At 67.2% G+C, this 14,312-nt stretch carries 18 protein-coding genes; 8 read left to right on the forward strand and 10 right to left on the reverse strand.

Features of this window, described 5'->3' with window-relative positions:
- Positions 1 to 2: 2 nt before the first annotated feature.
- The 6 genes from ACFQ9K_RS09810 to ACFQ9K_RS09835 all read right to left on the reverse strand — a co-directional run bounded on the left by ACFQ9K_RS09810 (position 3) and on the right by ACFQ9K_RS09835 (position 4,733).
- Positions 3 to 428, reverse strand: coding sequence for an ester cyclase (locus ACFQ9K_RS09810; RefSeq protein WP_378718404.1), 426 nt, complete (start codon positions 426 to 428; stop codon positions 3 to 5).
- Positions 425 to 838 carry an adenosylmethionine decarboxylase gene (gene speD / locus ACFQ9K_RS09815; RefSeq protein ID WP_378718402.1) on the reverse strand — a complete coding sequence of 138 codons (414 nt, stop codon included), beginning with the start codon at positions 836 to 838 and terminating at the stop codon, positions 425 to 427. The genes ACFQ9K_RS09810 and speD overlap by 4 nt, the downstream gene beginning before the upstream one ends.
- Complete coding sequence (locus ACFQ9K_RS09820) at positions 835 to 1,620, reverse strand: 2OG-Fe dioxygenase family protein (protein WP_378718400.1); 786 nt, start codon at positions 1,618 to 1,620, stop codon at positions 835 to 837. The genes speD and ACFQ9K_RS09820 overlap by 4 nt, the downstream gene beginning before the upstream one ends.
- Before the next feature lie 50 nt (positions 1,621 to 1,670).
- The gene (locus ACFQ9K_RS09825) at positions 1,671 to 3,065 is read right to left on the reverse strand and encodes a glutamine synthetase family protein (protein ID WP_378718397.1); all 1,395 of its coding nucleotides are present in this window, start codon (positions 3,063 to 3,065) and stop codon (positions 1,671 to 1,673) included.
- 294 nt (positions 3,066 to 3,359) lie between these two features.
- Positions 3,360 to 3,776, reverse strand: a complete 417-nt coding sequence (locus tag ACFQ9K_RS09830; RefSeq protein WP_378718395.1) for a DoxX family protein — start codon at positions 3,774 to 3,776, stop codon at positions 3,360 to 3,362.
- A 42-nt stretch (positions 3,777 to 3,818) separates the two neighbouring features.
- Positions 3,819 to 4,733: a helix-turn-helix transcriptional regulator gene (locus ACFQ9K_RS09835; RefSeq protein ID WP_378718393.1), complete on the reverse strand. Its 915-nt coding sequence runs from the start codon at positions 4,731 to 4,733 to the stop codon at positions 3,819 to 3,821.
- Between the two features lie 74 nt (positions 4,734 to 4,807).
- Between ACFQ9K_RS09835 and ACFQ9K_RS09840 the strand changes: the two genes are divergently transcribed.
- Positions 4,808 to 5,485, forward strand: a complete 678-nt coding sequence (locus ACFQ9K_RS09840; RefSeq protein WP_378718392.1) for a class I SAM-dependent methyltransferase — start codon at positions 4,808 to 4,810, stop codon at positions 5,483 to 5,485.
- Positions 5,486 to 5,519: 34 nt separating this feature from the next.
- Here ACFQ9K_RS09840 and ACFQ9K_RS09845 read toward each other — a convergent pair whose 3' ends face one another.
- Positions 5,520 to 6,026 carry a hypothetical protein gene (locus ACFQ9K_RS09845; protein ID WP_378718391.1) on the reverse strand — a complete coding sequence of 169 codons (507 nt, stop codon included), beginning with the start codon at positions 6,024 to 6,026 and terminating at the stop codon, positions 5,520 to 5,522.
- Between the two features lie 423 nt (positions 6,027 to 6,449).
- On the opposite strand from ACFQ9K_RS09845, the gene ACFQ9K_RS09850 reads away from it, so the two are divergent.
- The 5 genes from ACFQ9K_RS09850 to ACFQ9K_RS09870 all read left to right on the forward strand — a co-directional run bounded on the left by ACFQ9K_RS09850 (position 6,450) and on the right by ACFQ9K_RS09870 (position 8,880).
- Positions 6,450 to 6,965: a hypothetical protein gene (locus tag ACFQ9K_RS09850; RefSeq protein ID WP_378718389.1), complete on the forward strand. Its 516-nt coding sequence runs from the start codon at positions 6,450 to 6,452 to the stop codon at positions 6,963 to 6,965.
- Between the two features lie 3 nt (positions 6,966 to 6,968).
- A complete protein-coding gene (locus ACFQ9K_RS09855) occupies positions 6,969 to 7,268 on the forward strand; it encodes a DUF3467 domain-containing protein (protein ID WP_378718387.1) in 300 nt (99 codons plus the stop codon).
- 15 nt (positions 7,269 to 7,283) lie between these two features.
- Positions 7,284 to 7,430: a hypothetical protein gene (locus tag ACFQ9K_RS09860; RefSeq protein ID WP_378718385.1), complete on the forward strand. Its 147-nt coding sequence runs from the start codon at positions 7,284 to 7,286 to the stop codon at positions 7,428 to 7,430.
- Between the two features lie 175 nt (positions 7,431 to 7,605).
- A complete protein-coding gene (locus ACFQ9K_RS09865) occupies positions 7,606 to 8,175 on the forward strand; it encodes a hemerythrin domain-containing protein (RefSeq protein ID WP_378718383.1) in 570 nt (189 codons plus the stop codon).
- A gap of 33 nt (positions 8,176 to 8,208) precedes the next feature.
- Positions 8,209 to 8,880 (forward strand): DUF998 domain-containing protein, encoded by a 672-nt coding sequence (locus tag ACFQ9K_RS09870; protein WP_378718382.1) that lies wholly within the window; start codon positions 8,209 to 8,211, stop codon positions 8,878 to 8,880.
- A 7-nt stretch (positions 8,881 to 8,887) separates the two neighbouring features.
- Here ACFQ9K_RS09870 and ACFQ9K_RS09875 read toward each other — a convergent pair whose 3' ends face one another.
- Positions 8,888 to 9,340: an SRPBCC family protein gene (locus ACFQ9K_RS09875; RefSeq protein ID WP_378718380.1), complete on the reverse strand. Its 453-nt coding sequence runs from the start codon at positions 9,338 to 9,340 to the stop codon at positions 8,888 to 8,890.
- A gap of 192 nt (positions 9,341 to 9,532) precedes the next feature.
- Between ACFQ9K_RS09875 and ACFQ9K_RS09880 the strand changes: the two genes are divergently transcribed.
- Positions 9,533 to 10,231: a hypothetical protein gene (locus tag ACFQ9K_RS09880; protein WP_378718379.1), complete on the forward strand. Its 699-nt coding sequence runs from the start codon at positions 9,533 to 9,535 to the stop codon at positions 10,229 to 10,231.
- Here ACFQ9K_RS09880 and ACFQ9K_RS09885 read toward each other — a convergent pair.
- On the reverse strand, positions 10,212 to 10,844 hold the full coding sequence (locus tag ACFQ9K_RS09885) for a TetR/AcrR family transcriptional regulator (protein WP_378718377.1): 633 nt from the start codon (positions 10,842 to 10,844) through the stop codon (positions 10,212 to 10,214). The two genes, ACFQ9K_RS09880 and ACFQ9K_RS09885, sit on opposite strands and share 20 nt — an antisense overlap.
- An 82-nt stretch (positions 10,845 to 10,926) precedes the next feature.
- Here ACFQ9K_RS09885 and ACFQ9K_RS09890 point away from each other — a divergent pair, with 82 nt between their 5' ends.
- A complete protein-coding gene (locus ACFQ9K_RS09890; RefSeq protein WP_378718375.1) occupies positions 10,927 to 11,892 on the forward strand; it encodes a zinc-binding dehydrogenase in 966 nt (321 codons plus the stop codon).
- A 331-nt stretch (positions 11,893 to 12,223) separates the two neighbouring features.
- Here the strand turns inward: ACFQ9K_RS09890 and ligA are convergent, their stop codons facing one another.
- Positions 12,224 to 14,215 (reverse strand): NAD-dependent DNA ligase LigA, encoded by a 1,992-nt coding sequence (gene ligA, locus ACFQ9K_RS09895; protein WP_378718373.1) that lies wholly within the window; start codon positions 14,213 to 14,215, stop codon positions 12,224 to 12,226.
- Positions 14,216 to 14,312 lie beyond the last annotated feature (97 nt).

A 14,312-nucleotide genomic window follows, 5' to 3' on the forward strand; every position in this document is an offset into this window, starting at 1 on the left:
TACTACTCCGTTATTTGCTGCATGAGACCGAACATATCCTCGTTGTGCCACCACTCGGCGAGCCGGTTGTCCGCGTCGAAGCGCATGATGTCGATCCCGGACAGCGACACCGGACGCCCGGTCCCGGCAATTCCGGACAGCACGCCGGTGTGGGTTCCCGAAGAGTTGTATCTGGCCACGAGTTTGTCGCCGTCGACGAGCACCTCTTCGATATCGAAGGTGAGGTCGGGAAAGGCTTGATGCCAATCGATCGCCATGGCGACATGCCCCTCCTTGGTATTCGGGAAGTCATCGATCGGACGGTGGTCGAAGAATTTCTCCGACAGTATCCGGCTGCCCGCCGGGTCGCCCTTGTTCCAGAGTTCACCGATCCAGATGTCCACGTACACGTGTCGCATGATTTCGCGGCGACTTCCGGTCTCGGTCATGATGTCTCCTTCGAATACCGGCCGTCGGCGGTGAAAGCCGAACGACCACGTTTCAACCATTGCACGGTGACCCGTTTCGGCCGAAAGTTGGCTTCGAGCACCGGGATCGCCACTTCCGGGTCGGTGCTGCCGCAGGTGAAAATGTCCACGGCGGCGAAGTCGTGCTCCGGCCAGCTGTGAATGCTGATATGCGATTCCGCGAGCACCGCGATCCCGGTCACCCCGCCCGCGCCGCCGAAATGGTGCACGTAGACATACAGCAGCGTGGCATTCGTGGCCCGGACACATTCGCGCAGCACCCGCTCGGTCAGCGCGGGGTCGTCGAGGCGGCTCGCCCCGACGAGATCGACGAGCAGATGGGTCCCCGCCGCCCGCAGCTGTGGTGTGGGGGCGGTGGCCATTTCGGTCATCGGGCCTGCTCGGCGGCCACCGGCCGGTCGGAGCCTGCCTCGACCGGCAGCGGGTTCAGCGAGAAGCCGCAGACGTCCCGGCTGGCGAAGGTGGCATCGCCGGCCACGGTCACCGGGGTCACGTCGTGCAGGCAGCGCGGGTCCTCGAACACCACCGTGTCGATCGGCGCCTCCAATTCGAGTTTGCGGTACACCACGCGATCCAGATCGGCGAACAGGCTGCGCCCGCCCGCGACGTCCACTCGATTGATCAATGAAATCGAGGTAAACGCGTGCCCGTCGTGGTGCATGCCCTCCGGTGCCGGATATCCCGGTTTGTTCGGCAGCGCCACGATCCGGATCAGATGCACCCCGATCTCCCAGTGCCTGGCCGCGCGCACCCGCTCCGGCGGAAGCACCGCGAGCACATCCCACATCAGCTGATGCAGGAAGGGGTTCTCCGTCGTCCGCTCGGCCAGCGGCTCGAATTTCCGCTCGAATCCGCCCGCGTACGGATTGACCGTCTCCTCCTGATAGAAGGCGCGGTGCTCCAACTGCTCGATCCGGTGCTCGGCGGTGTCCACCGCGAAAAGGCTGAACCGCCGTTTCCGGAAGGAATACTCCGTTTGCAGCCAGCGGTCGTCGGCCAGGTCATCGAAATCCACGGTCAGCTCGGACAATCCGGCGACGATATCCGGCGGGAGATCCCTGGTGGACCGGCCGGGAAGCATGACCACCGGATCGTCGGCGAAGCGGTCGGCGGGCAACGGACCGAAGAGTTCGGTCTGCGTAGATGACGTCATCGTAATCCTCTTCTATGTTCGTCACTCGGTGTCGATACCGAGCGGACAGGTCACGACACGTAGTCGAGATAGAAGTCGAAATCCCACTCGCTGGTCGTGGCCAGAAATCGTTCCCATTCGTCGCGTTTGTGCGCGGTGTAGACGCGGTACATGTCACCGGGCAAGGCCGCGCGCAGTACCTCGTCCCGGTCCAATGCCGTCAGTGCCGCACCGAGATTCATCGGCAGGGTCGGTTGCGGGTCCGGTGTGCTGTCATAGCTGTTGGCGCTCGACGGTGGACCGGGGTCCAGGTCGTTCGCCAGGCCGTCGTCCATCGCGGCGAGCAGGCCCGCGGCCATCAGGTACGGGTTGACCATCGAATCGGCCGTGCGGTATTCGACCCGATCGGGCGCCGACACCCGGACCGCGGACGTCCGATTCTGGAAGCCCCAGCCCGCGGTCAGCGGCGCCCAGAACCCGGTATCCCACAGGCGGCGGTAGGAGTGCACCGTCGACGCGGCGAGCGCGGTGAGGGCGGGCAGGTGGGTGACCACGCCGCCGACCATGCGTCGGCCGATATCGTTGAGCTGCAATGGGTTTGCGCCCGCAGCTCGATCGCCGGTGAGCAGGTTGACCCCACCGGTGCGGTAGCGGCGTACGCCGGGCACGGTGGTCTCGGTTTCCATCGGGACCGTCTCGTCGTCGCCACCGCGCCAGAGCGACAGGTTGTGGTGGCAGCCCGAGGCCGACAGGCCGGGGAACGGTTTGGTCATGAAGCACGCGATCACGTCGAATTCCCGTGCGACCTGACGGCAAATCTGCCGATAGGTGATGAGCCGGTCGGCATTGCGCAGCGGGTCGTCGAACCGGAAATTCAGCTCCAGCTGGCCCGGTGCGTCCTCGTGGTCGCCCTGGATCATCTCCAACCCCAGCGCCTGGCCGTAGGTCAGCACGCGCAGGCTGATGTCGCGCAGTTCCTCGAGCTGGTCGACGTGGTAGCAGTACGGTTTCGACACGCCGACCAGCTCGTTGCCTGCGTTGCGGCGCAGCCACATCATCTCCGGTTCGGTGCCGACCCGCAGGCGCAGGTCGTGCCGGTCGGCGAAGGCCGCGTGCTGCCGGGCCAGGTTGCCGCGGCAGTCCGAAGACAGTGCGGCGCCGGGGTTTTCGGCCTCTTCGCGGTTGCGGAACAGCCGGGCGAACACCCGCGCGACCCGGCCGTCCCAGGGTAGCTGGGCGAAGGTCTCCGGCTCCGGTATCGCGATCAGCTCCGAGGCCTCGGGTCCGTAGCCGAGGTAGCGGCCGCGCCGGTCGGTGGCGACATTGGCCACCGCCCCGTACACCATTTGCACGCCGCGGGTCGCCAGGTCTTCCCATCGGGAGGCGGGCATACCCTTGCCGACCACGCGGCCGGTGACCGACACGAATTGCACGTAGATGTATTGAATGTCGAGCTTGTCGATCAACTTTCGAACGTCGTTGGTTGCGTCACTACGCCCTGGTTCGGACAGAAAGGCGTCGATGTCCACAGGTTCCCCCCTTCGGTCACGCCTCAACGCAGTGTTCAACGTCGGGACGGGGGTGGTCGGATTGCCCTGCACACCAATCGATTTCTAGATTGGATCCAGGATCCAATTGATTTTTACACTTGCCATTCGGTTCCGCAAGGTTTCACTCGCGCCTATCGCGCCCGCTCGTGCCAGTGCTATTCAGGGGTTGCCGGGTGTTGCCGGATCATGTTATGGCCGAGCGGTATTCGGCTACGACCACTGCCCGGGCCGGAACACGTCCATCCACTGCGTCGGCCAGGTGGCGAGCGCGATGATCACCATGATGATCAGATGCACGGGCGCCGCGAAGCTTTCCTTGGCCCCATGGTGGTTGATGATGTGCGTGACCACGGCGCCGGCCAGCACCAGGATCAGCACTGCGGCACCGAGGAATCGCGCCTCGTGATACGGAATCGCCAGCAGCAGAGCGCACACGCCCTCGATCCCGCCGACGACGAACCGGAACCAGCTCGGCCAGCCCCAGTCCGCGAACTTGACTGCATACGCCGGGCCGAAAAACGTTGGCCCGGGCCAGAATTTGGTCACCGCGCCCATCATGAATTCGAAGGCGAGGAACCAGAGCAGACCGGTCGCGACCCATCCGGGCCAGGTGTGCGCGATTGTCATACCATCCTGACCGTTTCCCTGGCCGAAAGGTGACAGCGCGGTTCAGCTGGAGCCCGGTCGGATCTCGACCCGATGCGGGTCCGCCGGTGCAGCGCGGCCGGGCACGTACCGGCCGCGCCAGTGTCGCGGCGCCACGCCGTGGGTGCGGCGGAACATACGGGCGAAGTAGCCGGGGTCGGGCAGGCCGACGCGCTGAGCGATCTCGGCGATGGGCAGGTCGGTGCCGGCGAGCAGGGCGCGGGCCTCGGCCATGCGGCGTTCGATGATCCAGTCCTGGACGGTGCGGCCGGTCCGGCGGCGCACCACGGTTGTCAGGTGTCCCGGCGTCATGCTGACGGCGCGAGCCACGTCGCGCAGCGATAGGGACTGGTGGTAGCGCTGTTCGATGACCTCGAACACCGCGGCCAGCATGGGTTCGTTGCTGCGGCGCAGGTCGCCGGCGACGTCGTCGGCCAGGCGGGCGACATCGATGAGCAGCACCGTCAGATGTGCTTGCGCCGCTTGCCGATGGCCGAGCCTGCGTTGCGTCAGCTCTTGATCGATCGCCGTGATGGTGTCCTGCCACAGTCCGCGGCGAGCCGCGGGCACCCGCAGCCGCAGCATCCCGCCCGCGGCGCCGTGGACGAACGGGAACAACAGCGGGTGGGTGCGCCAGGCGGGCCACGGTCCGCGTCCGTCGTCGCCCAACGCGGCGGGGTCGAAGAACACCGCGAACGCCTCGTCGACGGTGCCCACCGTGGCGCGGTCGACCACGTGGCCGACGGCCACCACGTAGATCTCGCCGGTTCGAGGCAGATACAGCAGCGCCGGGAAATCGTGAATGTGCGGACCGACGCCGCCGGCCAGTTCGTGGGCGGTCAACCGCCACACCGACACCGGCGGGATCGCCGGATCGGTCCGGTAGCCGTGCACCGGAACGCCGGACTGATACCGCACCGGCCGGGAAGCCTCGGGCATGGCACCGAAGATAGTCCTACTTCGGCCGACAATCCGCCCATTATGGCGGTGAACTGGGATTGATCATGGGACTCATGACCGAACATCCTCCGCATGACCGCACCCGAGCCGTCGCCGAACGACACCACTACCGTCCCGCCGCGGGCCTGCACGCACTGCTGCCGAGCTTCGAACTGATCTCCCACCTGTTCGGCACCCCGAAGATGCACGACCGGCTCATCACGCAGGCCGACCTTCGCGACGACCATCGCGTACTGGAAATCGGTTGCGGCACCGGCAATCTCACCATCAAGGCCAAGCGGGCCTACCCCGGCGCGGACATCATCGGCTCCGATCCGGACCCCCGCGCGCTGGCCCGCGCGCAGCGAAAAGCGAAGGAGTTGACCGGGATCCGCTTCGAGTCCGGCTACTCCCAGGAGTTGCCTTACGGCGACGGCGAATTCGACCGGGTGCTCTCGGCATTGATGCTGCACCACCTGGACCACGACGTGAAGGCCGCTACCGCCGCCGAAGCCTGGCGAGTGCTACGGCCCGGCGGCCGACTGCACATCCTCGACGTGGGCGGCGCCTTGACCGAGGGTGACGGCTTCGCGCCGCAGCGCAAGCTGTTGGAACGCATGCTCCCCGACAATATCGGCGACACCATCCCGCGCCTCCTCCGCTCCGCGGGCTTCACCTGCGCGGAGGTCGCCTCCCAACCTCACCGCTTCGTCGGCCGCGTCACCTACTATCGCGCCACCCGCCCCCACTGACCAACGCGCCGGACCAGGGTTCGCGCTGCCCCGCTCAGCGCGGCAGCATGGGTGTCGGGCTCGGCTCGGCGACGGTCACGAGCACGACGACGTCCGCGTAGGGTGCGTCACCGTGGCCGAGGCGATGAGCGAAGCGCGCCACCGGGATTCGCCACCGATACTTCGCGGCGATCTCCGACTCCACGTGGGGCAGCAACGATCCCGCGGTCACCAACTGGGCCTGACCCTGCCGCTGGTGTGAGCCGAGCGCGGGGTTGCCCCGCCGGTCGCCGGGCTGAACCAGCACCCGCCCGTCCCGCGCCAGCTCCTCGGCTTCCGCGGACCGGGACGACACCCGAAAGGCGAGCTGGGTGTCGCCGATCGGAATGACCAGTCGCGGCACCGCGGTCAACTGGCGCGGACCGGTAACCCGGGTCACCAGAACAGTTTTGGCGTCGCGCCACACATTCCCCGCGGCCGGAGTATTTCGTACCGGCTGTAACCGGGCAGCAGGTCGGGCGACCTGACCGTCGGGGGTGAGATCGACGAGAGTATCTGTCATTGCGTACGTTCCTTTCCCCTGAGTAATCCACCGATCGATCGGCGTCGGGTTCCCGGCGACGCAGGCGGGCCCTCCTTGACCGTTCTACCCCGAACCCTTCCCCTCAACCACGTTCTGTCACTTCGGTCACATGCCCCTACGAGCCTTCGGGGAATACCCGGGAACAGATCGAGCAGGAATAGTTCGGGACCGAATGACGGTGCGGCGCAGCACCCCTTGACAGTGGAACTGATCATGTGCTGACCGCCGAGTAGCCGGTGAACGCTCTGCCCAGCCGGGTTTCGATTTCCTTGCTGCGCGACCGTCCATGTTTCAACCAGGTTTCGCGCGCGTTGTGGCCAATTGCCTAGGGAGAGAACATTATTTGGCGACACTCCAGCGAGGTAGTGAAGACCGCACCCAACGGACCGAATTGGAGTCGAGATGCCACAGGAGACCGTGCACACAAGTGAGACCGTCGTAAGCCAACGGGATATCGAAGTATTCCAGATGCGCGTGGACGAGGCCCGGCAGGAAGCGCAGAGCGCGCGACAGTATGCGCAACAGGCGCAGAGCCTCGCCCGGCAGGCGCAGCAACAGTCGCGCCAGGTACAGCATCAGGCGAATATGGCGCAGAGCGAGGCCAACCAGGCCACTCAGCAAGCGCAGCAGGCCCGCCAGCAGGCTGTGCAGGCGCAGAATCAGGCCCAGCAGGCGCAGAACGAGGCGGATCGGGCGCAGAGCCAGGCCCAGCAGGCCCAGAACCAGGCCCAACAGGCCCAGAACGAGGCCATCCAGTCGCAGCAGAAGGCGCAGACCGCGCAAGATCAAGCGGACCAGGCCAACCAGCTGGCCCAACAGGCCGACGACCAGGCCACCCGCGCACAGGATCGATCGAGTCAACAGGAACTGCAACTGCACCAGTTGCGCCACCAGAGCAACCAGTTCCAGTCGCGCTAGCAGATGACCGATGCGACGCCACCGGCGAATGTCGAGGTGGTTGTTCCGGAATCGTGCAGCGCGGGCGCCTATGCCAACGGCTTCACCTGCTGGTACAACCGAACCGACTTCACGCTGGATTTCGTCGTACACCTGCCCACTGAACCGGGGGTCGACAACAATGGCAGTCCCATTGTGCGACAACCGGTTCAGGTGGTGTCGCGGGTGAAATTCCCACCATCCATGATTTTCCGCCTTATGCAGACCTTGAACGACAGCCTGAGCAATTACGAACAGCAGTTCGGGTCGATCGACCACCTGTGAGAAAGACCGAGGCCCATGCTGGTTTCGAGCCCGATCATCACGGTCGCCGGCCGCGACGACCGGCCCGTCATGACCGACACCGCCGTCCGCTACCGCCCCGACCACATCCAGGGCCGTCGCTACCTCGTCACCGCGTCGGTCCTGAGGACCCGGACGAAGTGACCCGCCCGCCCATTTCCGCTGCGCGATCCCGCAACCGGTAGGGCAACAAGCCATACCACTCCCGATCCGCGCCGCACAGGCCGGCAACTCATATCTGTGCGCTATCGTCGATTCCCTGAGGTCGGCGAGCGAACGACAGCGTTCAGAACTGACAGTGCAGCATCAGGGAGGAATTGTGGACATTGCCGAGCTGATTCTCGACGACCACCACGAACAGCGCCGCCTGTTCGCGATCCTGGAGCAGATCGATCGCGCCGATACCGAGGTGCTGTCCGCGATCTGGGGCAGGCTGGCGTCCTTCCTCGAGTTGCACGCGCTCGCCGAGGAGGAGATCTTCTATCCCGCCCTGCTCCAGGTGGGTATCGCGGCCAAGCGCAAGGGGACGGTGGAGGACGAGACCCTCGACGCCATCCACGACCACAACGAGATCCGGGACGCGGTCGCCGACGTGGCACGCCATCGGGTCGGCACCGACGAGTGGTTCGCCGCCGTCGCGGCCGCGAACCTGGCCAACAGCGATCACATGGCCGAGGAGGAACGCGAGGGTCTCACCGACTTCCGCCGTCTGGCCGGGCTGCCGCGCCGCCATCAGCTGGCCGTCGAGTTCGCCGCCTTCGAGGCGCGCAACTATGCCGGCGTGCAGCCCGTGGACCAGGATCCCGTCGAGTACATCCGCGAGGTGGAGGGGGACATCCGCACCCCGGCGAAGGGATCGCTCAGCGTCGGCAGCCTGAAGCGGAACTGACCAGGGCGGGCCATCCTCGAACGAAAGGGAACGGTGAGCAATTCACGGATCGCTTCGATTGCCGGTCTGGCGTGGGTGTCGACCGTGCAGTATTTCGTCGTGTTGTTCGTGGTCCAATCGCGATGGACCACGCCATACAGCTGGACGCGCAATGCGATCAGTGATCTGGGGGCGGAAACCTGTTTCCACAGTGAACACGTTGATACCTGGGTGTGTTCGCCGTGGCATGTGCTCGCCAATGCGTCCTGGGTGCTCACCGGGCTGTGCCTGACCGCGGGCGCACTGCTGGCGGCGCGGATCTACGGGCGGCGCTGGCCGGCGCGGGTGGGATTCGCGTTGTACGCCGCGGCTGGAATCGGGCTGGTGATGGTCGGTTTCAATCCGGAGGACACCAGGCTCGCTCCGCACACCATCGGTGCGATCGTCGCCATCGCGGGCGGCGCGGTGGCGGTGGTGCTCACCGCAGTGGCCATGATCGCCGACGGGCGAACGCCGGCCCTCGGGCGGATGGGAATCGTGTTGGGGGCCATCGCCATTGCCAGTTTCGTCGCGACGATGGCCAGGCTCGGCGGGGCGGGCATGTTCGGCTTGTGGGAGCGACTGACAGCGTTTCCGGTACTGATCTGGGCCATCATGCACGGCGTCGCCCTGCTCACCCGACCGGCGGATTCACTGGTCCGCACGCCAGAGCGATCGCTGTCGTGATCCGCGCCTACCCCGGAGCCCGCGCAAGCTCCGCCGCCGCGGCGTCGAGCACCTTCCCGAAGATGTAGGTCACCCCGGGCCTGACCACGGCGCGAGTGATGGCCGCCGCGAACGGAAGTCGCACCTCGGCCGCCGTGGTCCACACCACCCGTGTCCCGCCGGGCACCTCGGTGAACGTCAACTTTCCGCCCTCGTGACGCGACGGTGGCACACTGCGCTCGACCAGATAACCGAACTCGTGCGGCGGGTCATACGAGGTGATCCGCTCCCGAAACCACCCCACCACCCAGACCAACTGCCGAACCGCGCCACGCCCATAAGGCGCGCCTTCGCCCGGCGTAGCCAACCTCTGACACAAGACGACCCACGTCGCCCGCGGATAGTTGCGCGCATCGGCCAGCCACTCGAACACCTCCCCGACCGGTGCCGCAATGAATCGTTCGACAGTGATGGTCTCCACGTCCGCCCCTCCCCTTCAGCTTCCCGAATACTACGACCAGTAGTACTTCTCGCGCAATCAGTTTCAGGAATCTTCGACGGCCTCGAGGACGAAGAACAGAAAGCTCCGGACGGAGATTTGCCGACCAGGTCGGGGAACGCCAACGGTCCGGTCTGTCGTTTCCTCGTGCGGGCTACCCTGCATGATGGGCGCATGCTCCCTACCGACCACCTGGCCCAGGCAGACCGTCGCCCAGCTGTGATCGACACTCCCCTCGGCACGATCGGCTTCTCCGTCACCCTCGGATCCGACGTGCTAGCGACCGAACCGGATGCCTTGTGGCGCTTGCCGAACGGCTCGCACCTGCACCAGTGGCGGCATCGGGACGCGGCGGTCGATCTGCTGCTCGGCAGCATCGATGTACCGGCCTGGGATGGCGGCGCACCGGTCCCGGTGTGGGCCGGAATCTGGCAGGTGCAGTCGCGAGCCAAGCTGCCCCGGCTGGTCATCGCGGCCGAGCTGACCGACATCCCCGGCAATGCCTTCGGCGGCCGCGATTCCGGCGAATGCCTCGCGGCGGTGAGCGTCGAGAACGAGGACTTCATGGTCTCGATCGGCGGCCCGGATTCGGAGTTGCTCGCCATGCAGGCCGCCGACGGCCGGCTGATGCCGACCAGCTGGGCTCGCCTGCTGCCGAACAGCGACGACGAAACCGCCGAATACGGTGTGCGCTATGGCGATCCGGCGCGGATCGGCTGGCACCTGCCCGGCCTCAACACCACCCAGGTCGCCCGGCTGTGCATCGCGGCCGCCTGGTGTCCGCACGACAACGAGCGACCCGCGGCCTGGTATGCGGTCGACATTCCGCTCGACACCGCCTACCACCACCTCATCAGCGATCCGGCCAGGTAAACGGCATCAGCCGGGGCACCGGCGGTAGCGGGGAGGACTCGGATGAGGCCCGGAACGCCTGGATCATCAGCGCGGCGAAACGTCGGGAGGCCGCGACGCGAGCGGCCGGTGTCGCCGCGCGAATGCCGCTGTTGGCCATGATCGCGAGGAGGAAGTCGTCCAGCACGACATCGGGACGCAAGTGGCCGGTGCCCTTCGCACGGCGGATCAGCTCGGCCGCGCCGGTCAGGGACGACGCGCGGATCGTGGCGAAGTCCATCGCGTGCGGAAAGGCGGACATGAACGCCGCGGGAAAACCTTTGTCCTGGGCTTGCAGCGCGCAGAGTCGCTCGACCACGACACACAGACCGTGCCAGGGGTCCGGGTCGGCGAGCCCCTCGTTCACGATGGTCTCGCAGGCGCGCATCTGCTCGGTGAACGCCTCGGTGACCAGCAGCTCCTTGGTCGGGAAATGCCGGTAGAGGGTGGCGGGGCCGACCTCGGCGCGGCGGGCGATCGCCCGCATCGGCACGTCCAGGCCCTCGGCGACGAATGCCGCGCGGGCCGCGTCGAGGATGCGTTCGCGATTGTCCTGCGCGTCGGAGCGCAGCGTGTGAGACAAACGGGGGGTCACCGCTCTCACTTTAGTTAAACGGACGGGGGTGTCCGTTACGGTCCGATAGTCGGCTCAGATCGAACAGAAAACGGAGATATCAGTGCAGGCAGTACAGGTCCAAACGTTCGGCGGGCCCGAGGTTCTCGCGGTAGTCGACCTCCCCGACCCGGTCCCCGGCGCCGGGCAGGTGCTGATCACCACCGAAGCGATCGGCGTCGGCGGGGTGGACGTGCTGCGCCGCAACGGCACGCTGGCCGCGTTCGGCGAGACCGCCGCCGGTCACGTCCTCGGCAGCGAGGTCGCGGGGCACGTGAGCGCGGTCGGAGACGGGGTCGACGCCGCGTGGGTCGGTCGGCGGGTGTGGGCGCTGACCGAGGGGACCGGCGGTTACGCCGAGCAGGCCGTCGTCGCCGAGGCGGCGCTTGTCCCGCTGCCGGACGGCCTGTCCGCTGTCGACGCGGTGACGCTCGGCAGTTCCGGTACGGTGGCCCATTTCGCTTTGCGCCACGCGCATTTCGCCGACGGCGAGTCGGTGCTGGTGCGCGGGGCCGCGGGCGGGATCGGCGTCATGGCGGTGCAACTCGCGGTGCGCGGCGGCGCCTCGGCGGTGGCGGTGACCACGTCGTCGGCCGAGCGTGGCGATCGGCTGCGCAAGCTCGGCGCGACGCACGTGCTGGACCGGGCCGGCTCGGGCGATGCGAACGCCCCGGCGGGTTACGACATCATCTTCGACATCGTGGCCGGCGCGGACCTGTCGTCGTTCTTCACCAAGCTCGTGCCGAACGGCCGGATGGTGGTGGTCGGCGCGATGGCCGGATTCCCGGCGCCGGACTTCGCCGGTCCGATGATCGCGGCGTTCCGAAAGTCCTTGTCGTTCATCACTTTCAGCGCCGACACCGTGCCCGCCGCCGATCTCCGCGCGGGGACCGCCGAAGTGTTCGCCGCCGCCGTGCGTGGTGAGTTGGCGTCGGTGGTGCACGAGGTGCTGCCGCTCGAGCAGGCGGTCCTGGCCCACCAGAAACTGGAAGCAGCAGAGGTCTTCGGCCGAATTACCCTCACCCCCTGATCACCTGTCCCCCAAGCCTTCGAGCGCCGAAACCGCCGCATCCGCCCGGCAAACTCACCCGCCACACCAACCGAAATCCGTACCCCCAATCGGGACCCGCACTCGAAATAGAGCCCAAGCCAGTGCAAATCCCAAGGCACAGTGCAGATTCCGCCCTACGAACTAGGCGGACAGCAGCGGAGGCCGCAGCACCTGCGGCACACCGCACCTGCGGTCGGGAGTCGCACTCAAGGGGGCCTAAGAGACAGCCCGAATCCCTAGTGGGAGTGCGGGTCGCGAGCCGGGCGGGGGTGGCTCGCGCGTCGCATGGGGCGGCTGGGCGCACCGGGGGTTAGACGATGTTGGCGGCGATCAGCAAGGGCCAGATTTCGGATTGATCGATGACTTCGACGCCGAGCTTTTCCGCCTTGGTCAGTTTGCTGTCGCCGACTCCGGCGCCGGTGATCAGCATGTCGGTGTTCGCCGAGACCGAGGAGGCGGCCGTCGCGCCTGCTTTTTCGCACAGGCGTTGGAAGGTCGGGCGGGCGACCTTCTCGCCGGAGCGTGGGTCGCTGATCGCGCCGGTGATCACCACCGTCTTGCCGGCCAGGGGTGCGCCGGCCGCGACGACCGGCGGCAGGTCTTCGGCGCGCACGTCCAGGGAGACGCCGGCCGCGCGCAGCCGCTCCAGTTCCGGGCGCAGGCGGGTGAGGTGCGCGATCAGGGAGGCGGCGACCTTCGCACCGATATCGTCGACCGCGACGAGACGCTCCTCCCCCGCGTCGGCGACCTCCTCGAGCGAGCCGAATCCCGCGCGGGCCAGGCGAGCGGCGGTTCCGTCGGAGGCCATCGGGATCGCCAGGCCGATGAGCGCACGACGCAGGCCGACCTGGCGACTGGCATCGATCGATTCGATCATGCGGGTGGCGGAGACCTCGCCGATGCGGTCGAACTCGAGCAGGCGTTCCTTGGTCAGCGTGTAGAAGTCCGAGGGGTTCTCCAGAATGCCCGCCTCGGCGAGGCGTTCGATCCACACGCCACCGATGGCGTCGATATCGGCCGCCGAGCGCGACGCCCAGTGGATCAGCCTGCGCACCGTCTGCGCCGGGCAGGAAACATTGGTGCAGAACAGTTCCCGGCTGTTGCCCTGCTCGGTCACCGGCTGCGCGCAGGACGGACAGACGGTGGGCGGAACGATCTCGCGCTCCGCACCCGTGCGCTTGGCGGCATCGAGTACGCCCGCCACGAACGGGATCACGTCACCGGCCCGGCGCACCAGCACGGTGTCGCCCACCTTGATGTCGCGCGCCTTGATCACCTCTTGGTTGGCCAGCGTCGCCTTCGTGACCGTGGTGCCGCCGACGAACACCGGCTCCAGCCAGGCGACCGGCACGATCTTGCCCGTCTTGCCGACATCCCAGATCACCTCGCGCAGCAGCGTGGTCTTCTCCTCGGCGGCGAACTTGAACGCCAGCGCGCCGCGCGGGGAGTTCGACCGGGTGCCTGCCGCCGCGTAGGCGTCTCGGTCGGCGAGGCGCAGCACCGCGCCGTCCAGGTCGTAGTCCAGGTCGTTGCGGCCCTGTTCGATCGCGGTGATCGCCGCCTGCGCCTGTTCGGCGTCGGCGCAGTGCCGCATCTGCGCACCCGCGATCCCGAGCGCTCGCAGTCCCTCTTCCAGGTCGTCGGCCGCGTCGTCGTCGGCGGCGTCCAGATCGAAGCCGAAGAACTGCAGGCGCCGTTCGGCGACCGTGGCCGGATCCTTCGCCCGCAGCGTGCCCGCCGCGGCGTTGCGGGGATTGATCAGCGGCTTGTCCGGGTGCGCCGTGTTGTAGGCGACGAAGGTCGAGCGCAGCATCACCGCCTCGCCGCGCACCTCCACCCGCCCCGGAACGTCGATCCGCTCCGGGACGCCATCGACCAGCGCGCGAACCAGCATGGTCACGTCGTCGCCGGTGGTGCCGTCGCCCCTGGTCACGGCTCGCACCAGGCGTCCGTCCTCGAAGACCAGGGACAGCGACAGCCCGTCGAGCTTCGGCATCACCACCACCGACTGGCCGGGGAAGCGGTTGAAGAACGCCTCGACCTGCTCCGGCTTGGTCGCCTTCTCCAGCGACAACATCGGCCGCGCGTGCCGGATCGGCGCGTGCAGCACAGCGGGCGCGCCGACCTGCTCCAGCGGATTCGGATCCGGCGCGAGCTCCGGATGCGCCTCGATCAAACCGCGCAGCTCGTCCTCGATCGCGTCGTAGTCCGCGTCCGCGACCAACGGCGAGCCCTGGTAGTAGGCGTCGCGCAGCGCCACGATGCGCTCCGCGAGCTCTTGGATACGTTCCCCTGTTTCCACAGCACCAGACGCTACCGATACCCACCGACACGCGCGACGAGGATCGGCACGCCGGTGTGGCGGACGGCGCTTTCGGCAACCGCGCGGCGCGCCACGC

Origin of the sequence: Nocardia sp. NPDC056564 (assembly GCF_042793755.1) — a bacterium.
Classification (GTDB): Bacteria; Actinomycetota; Actinomycetes; order Mycobacteriales; family Mycobacteriaceae; genus Nocardia.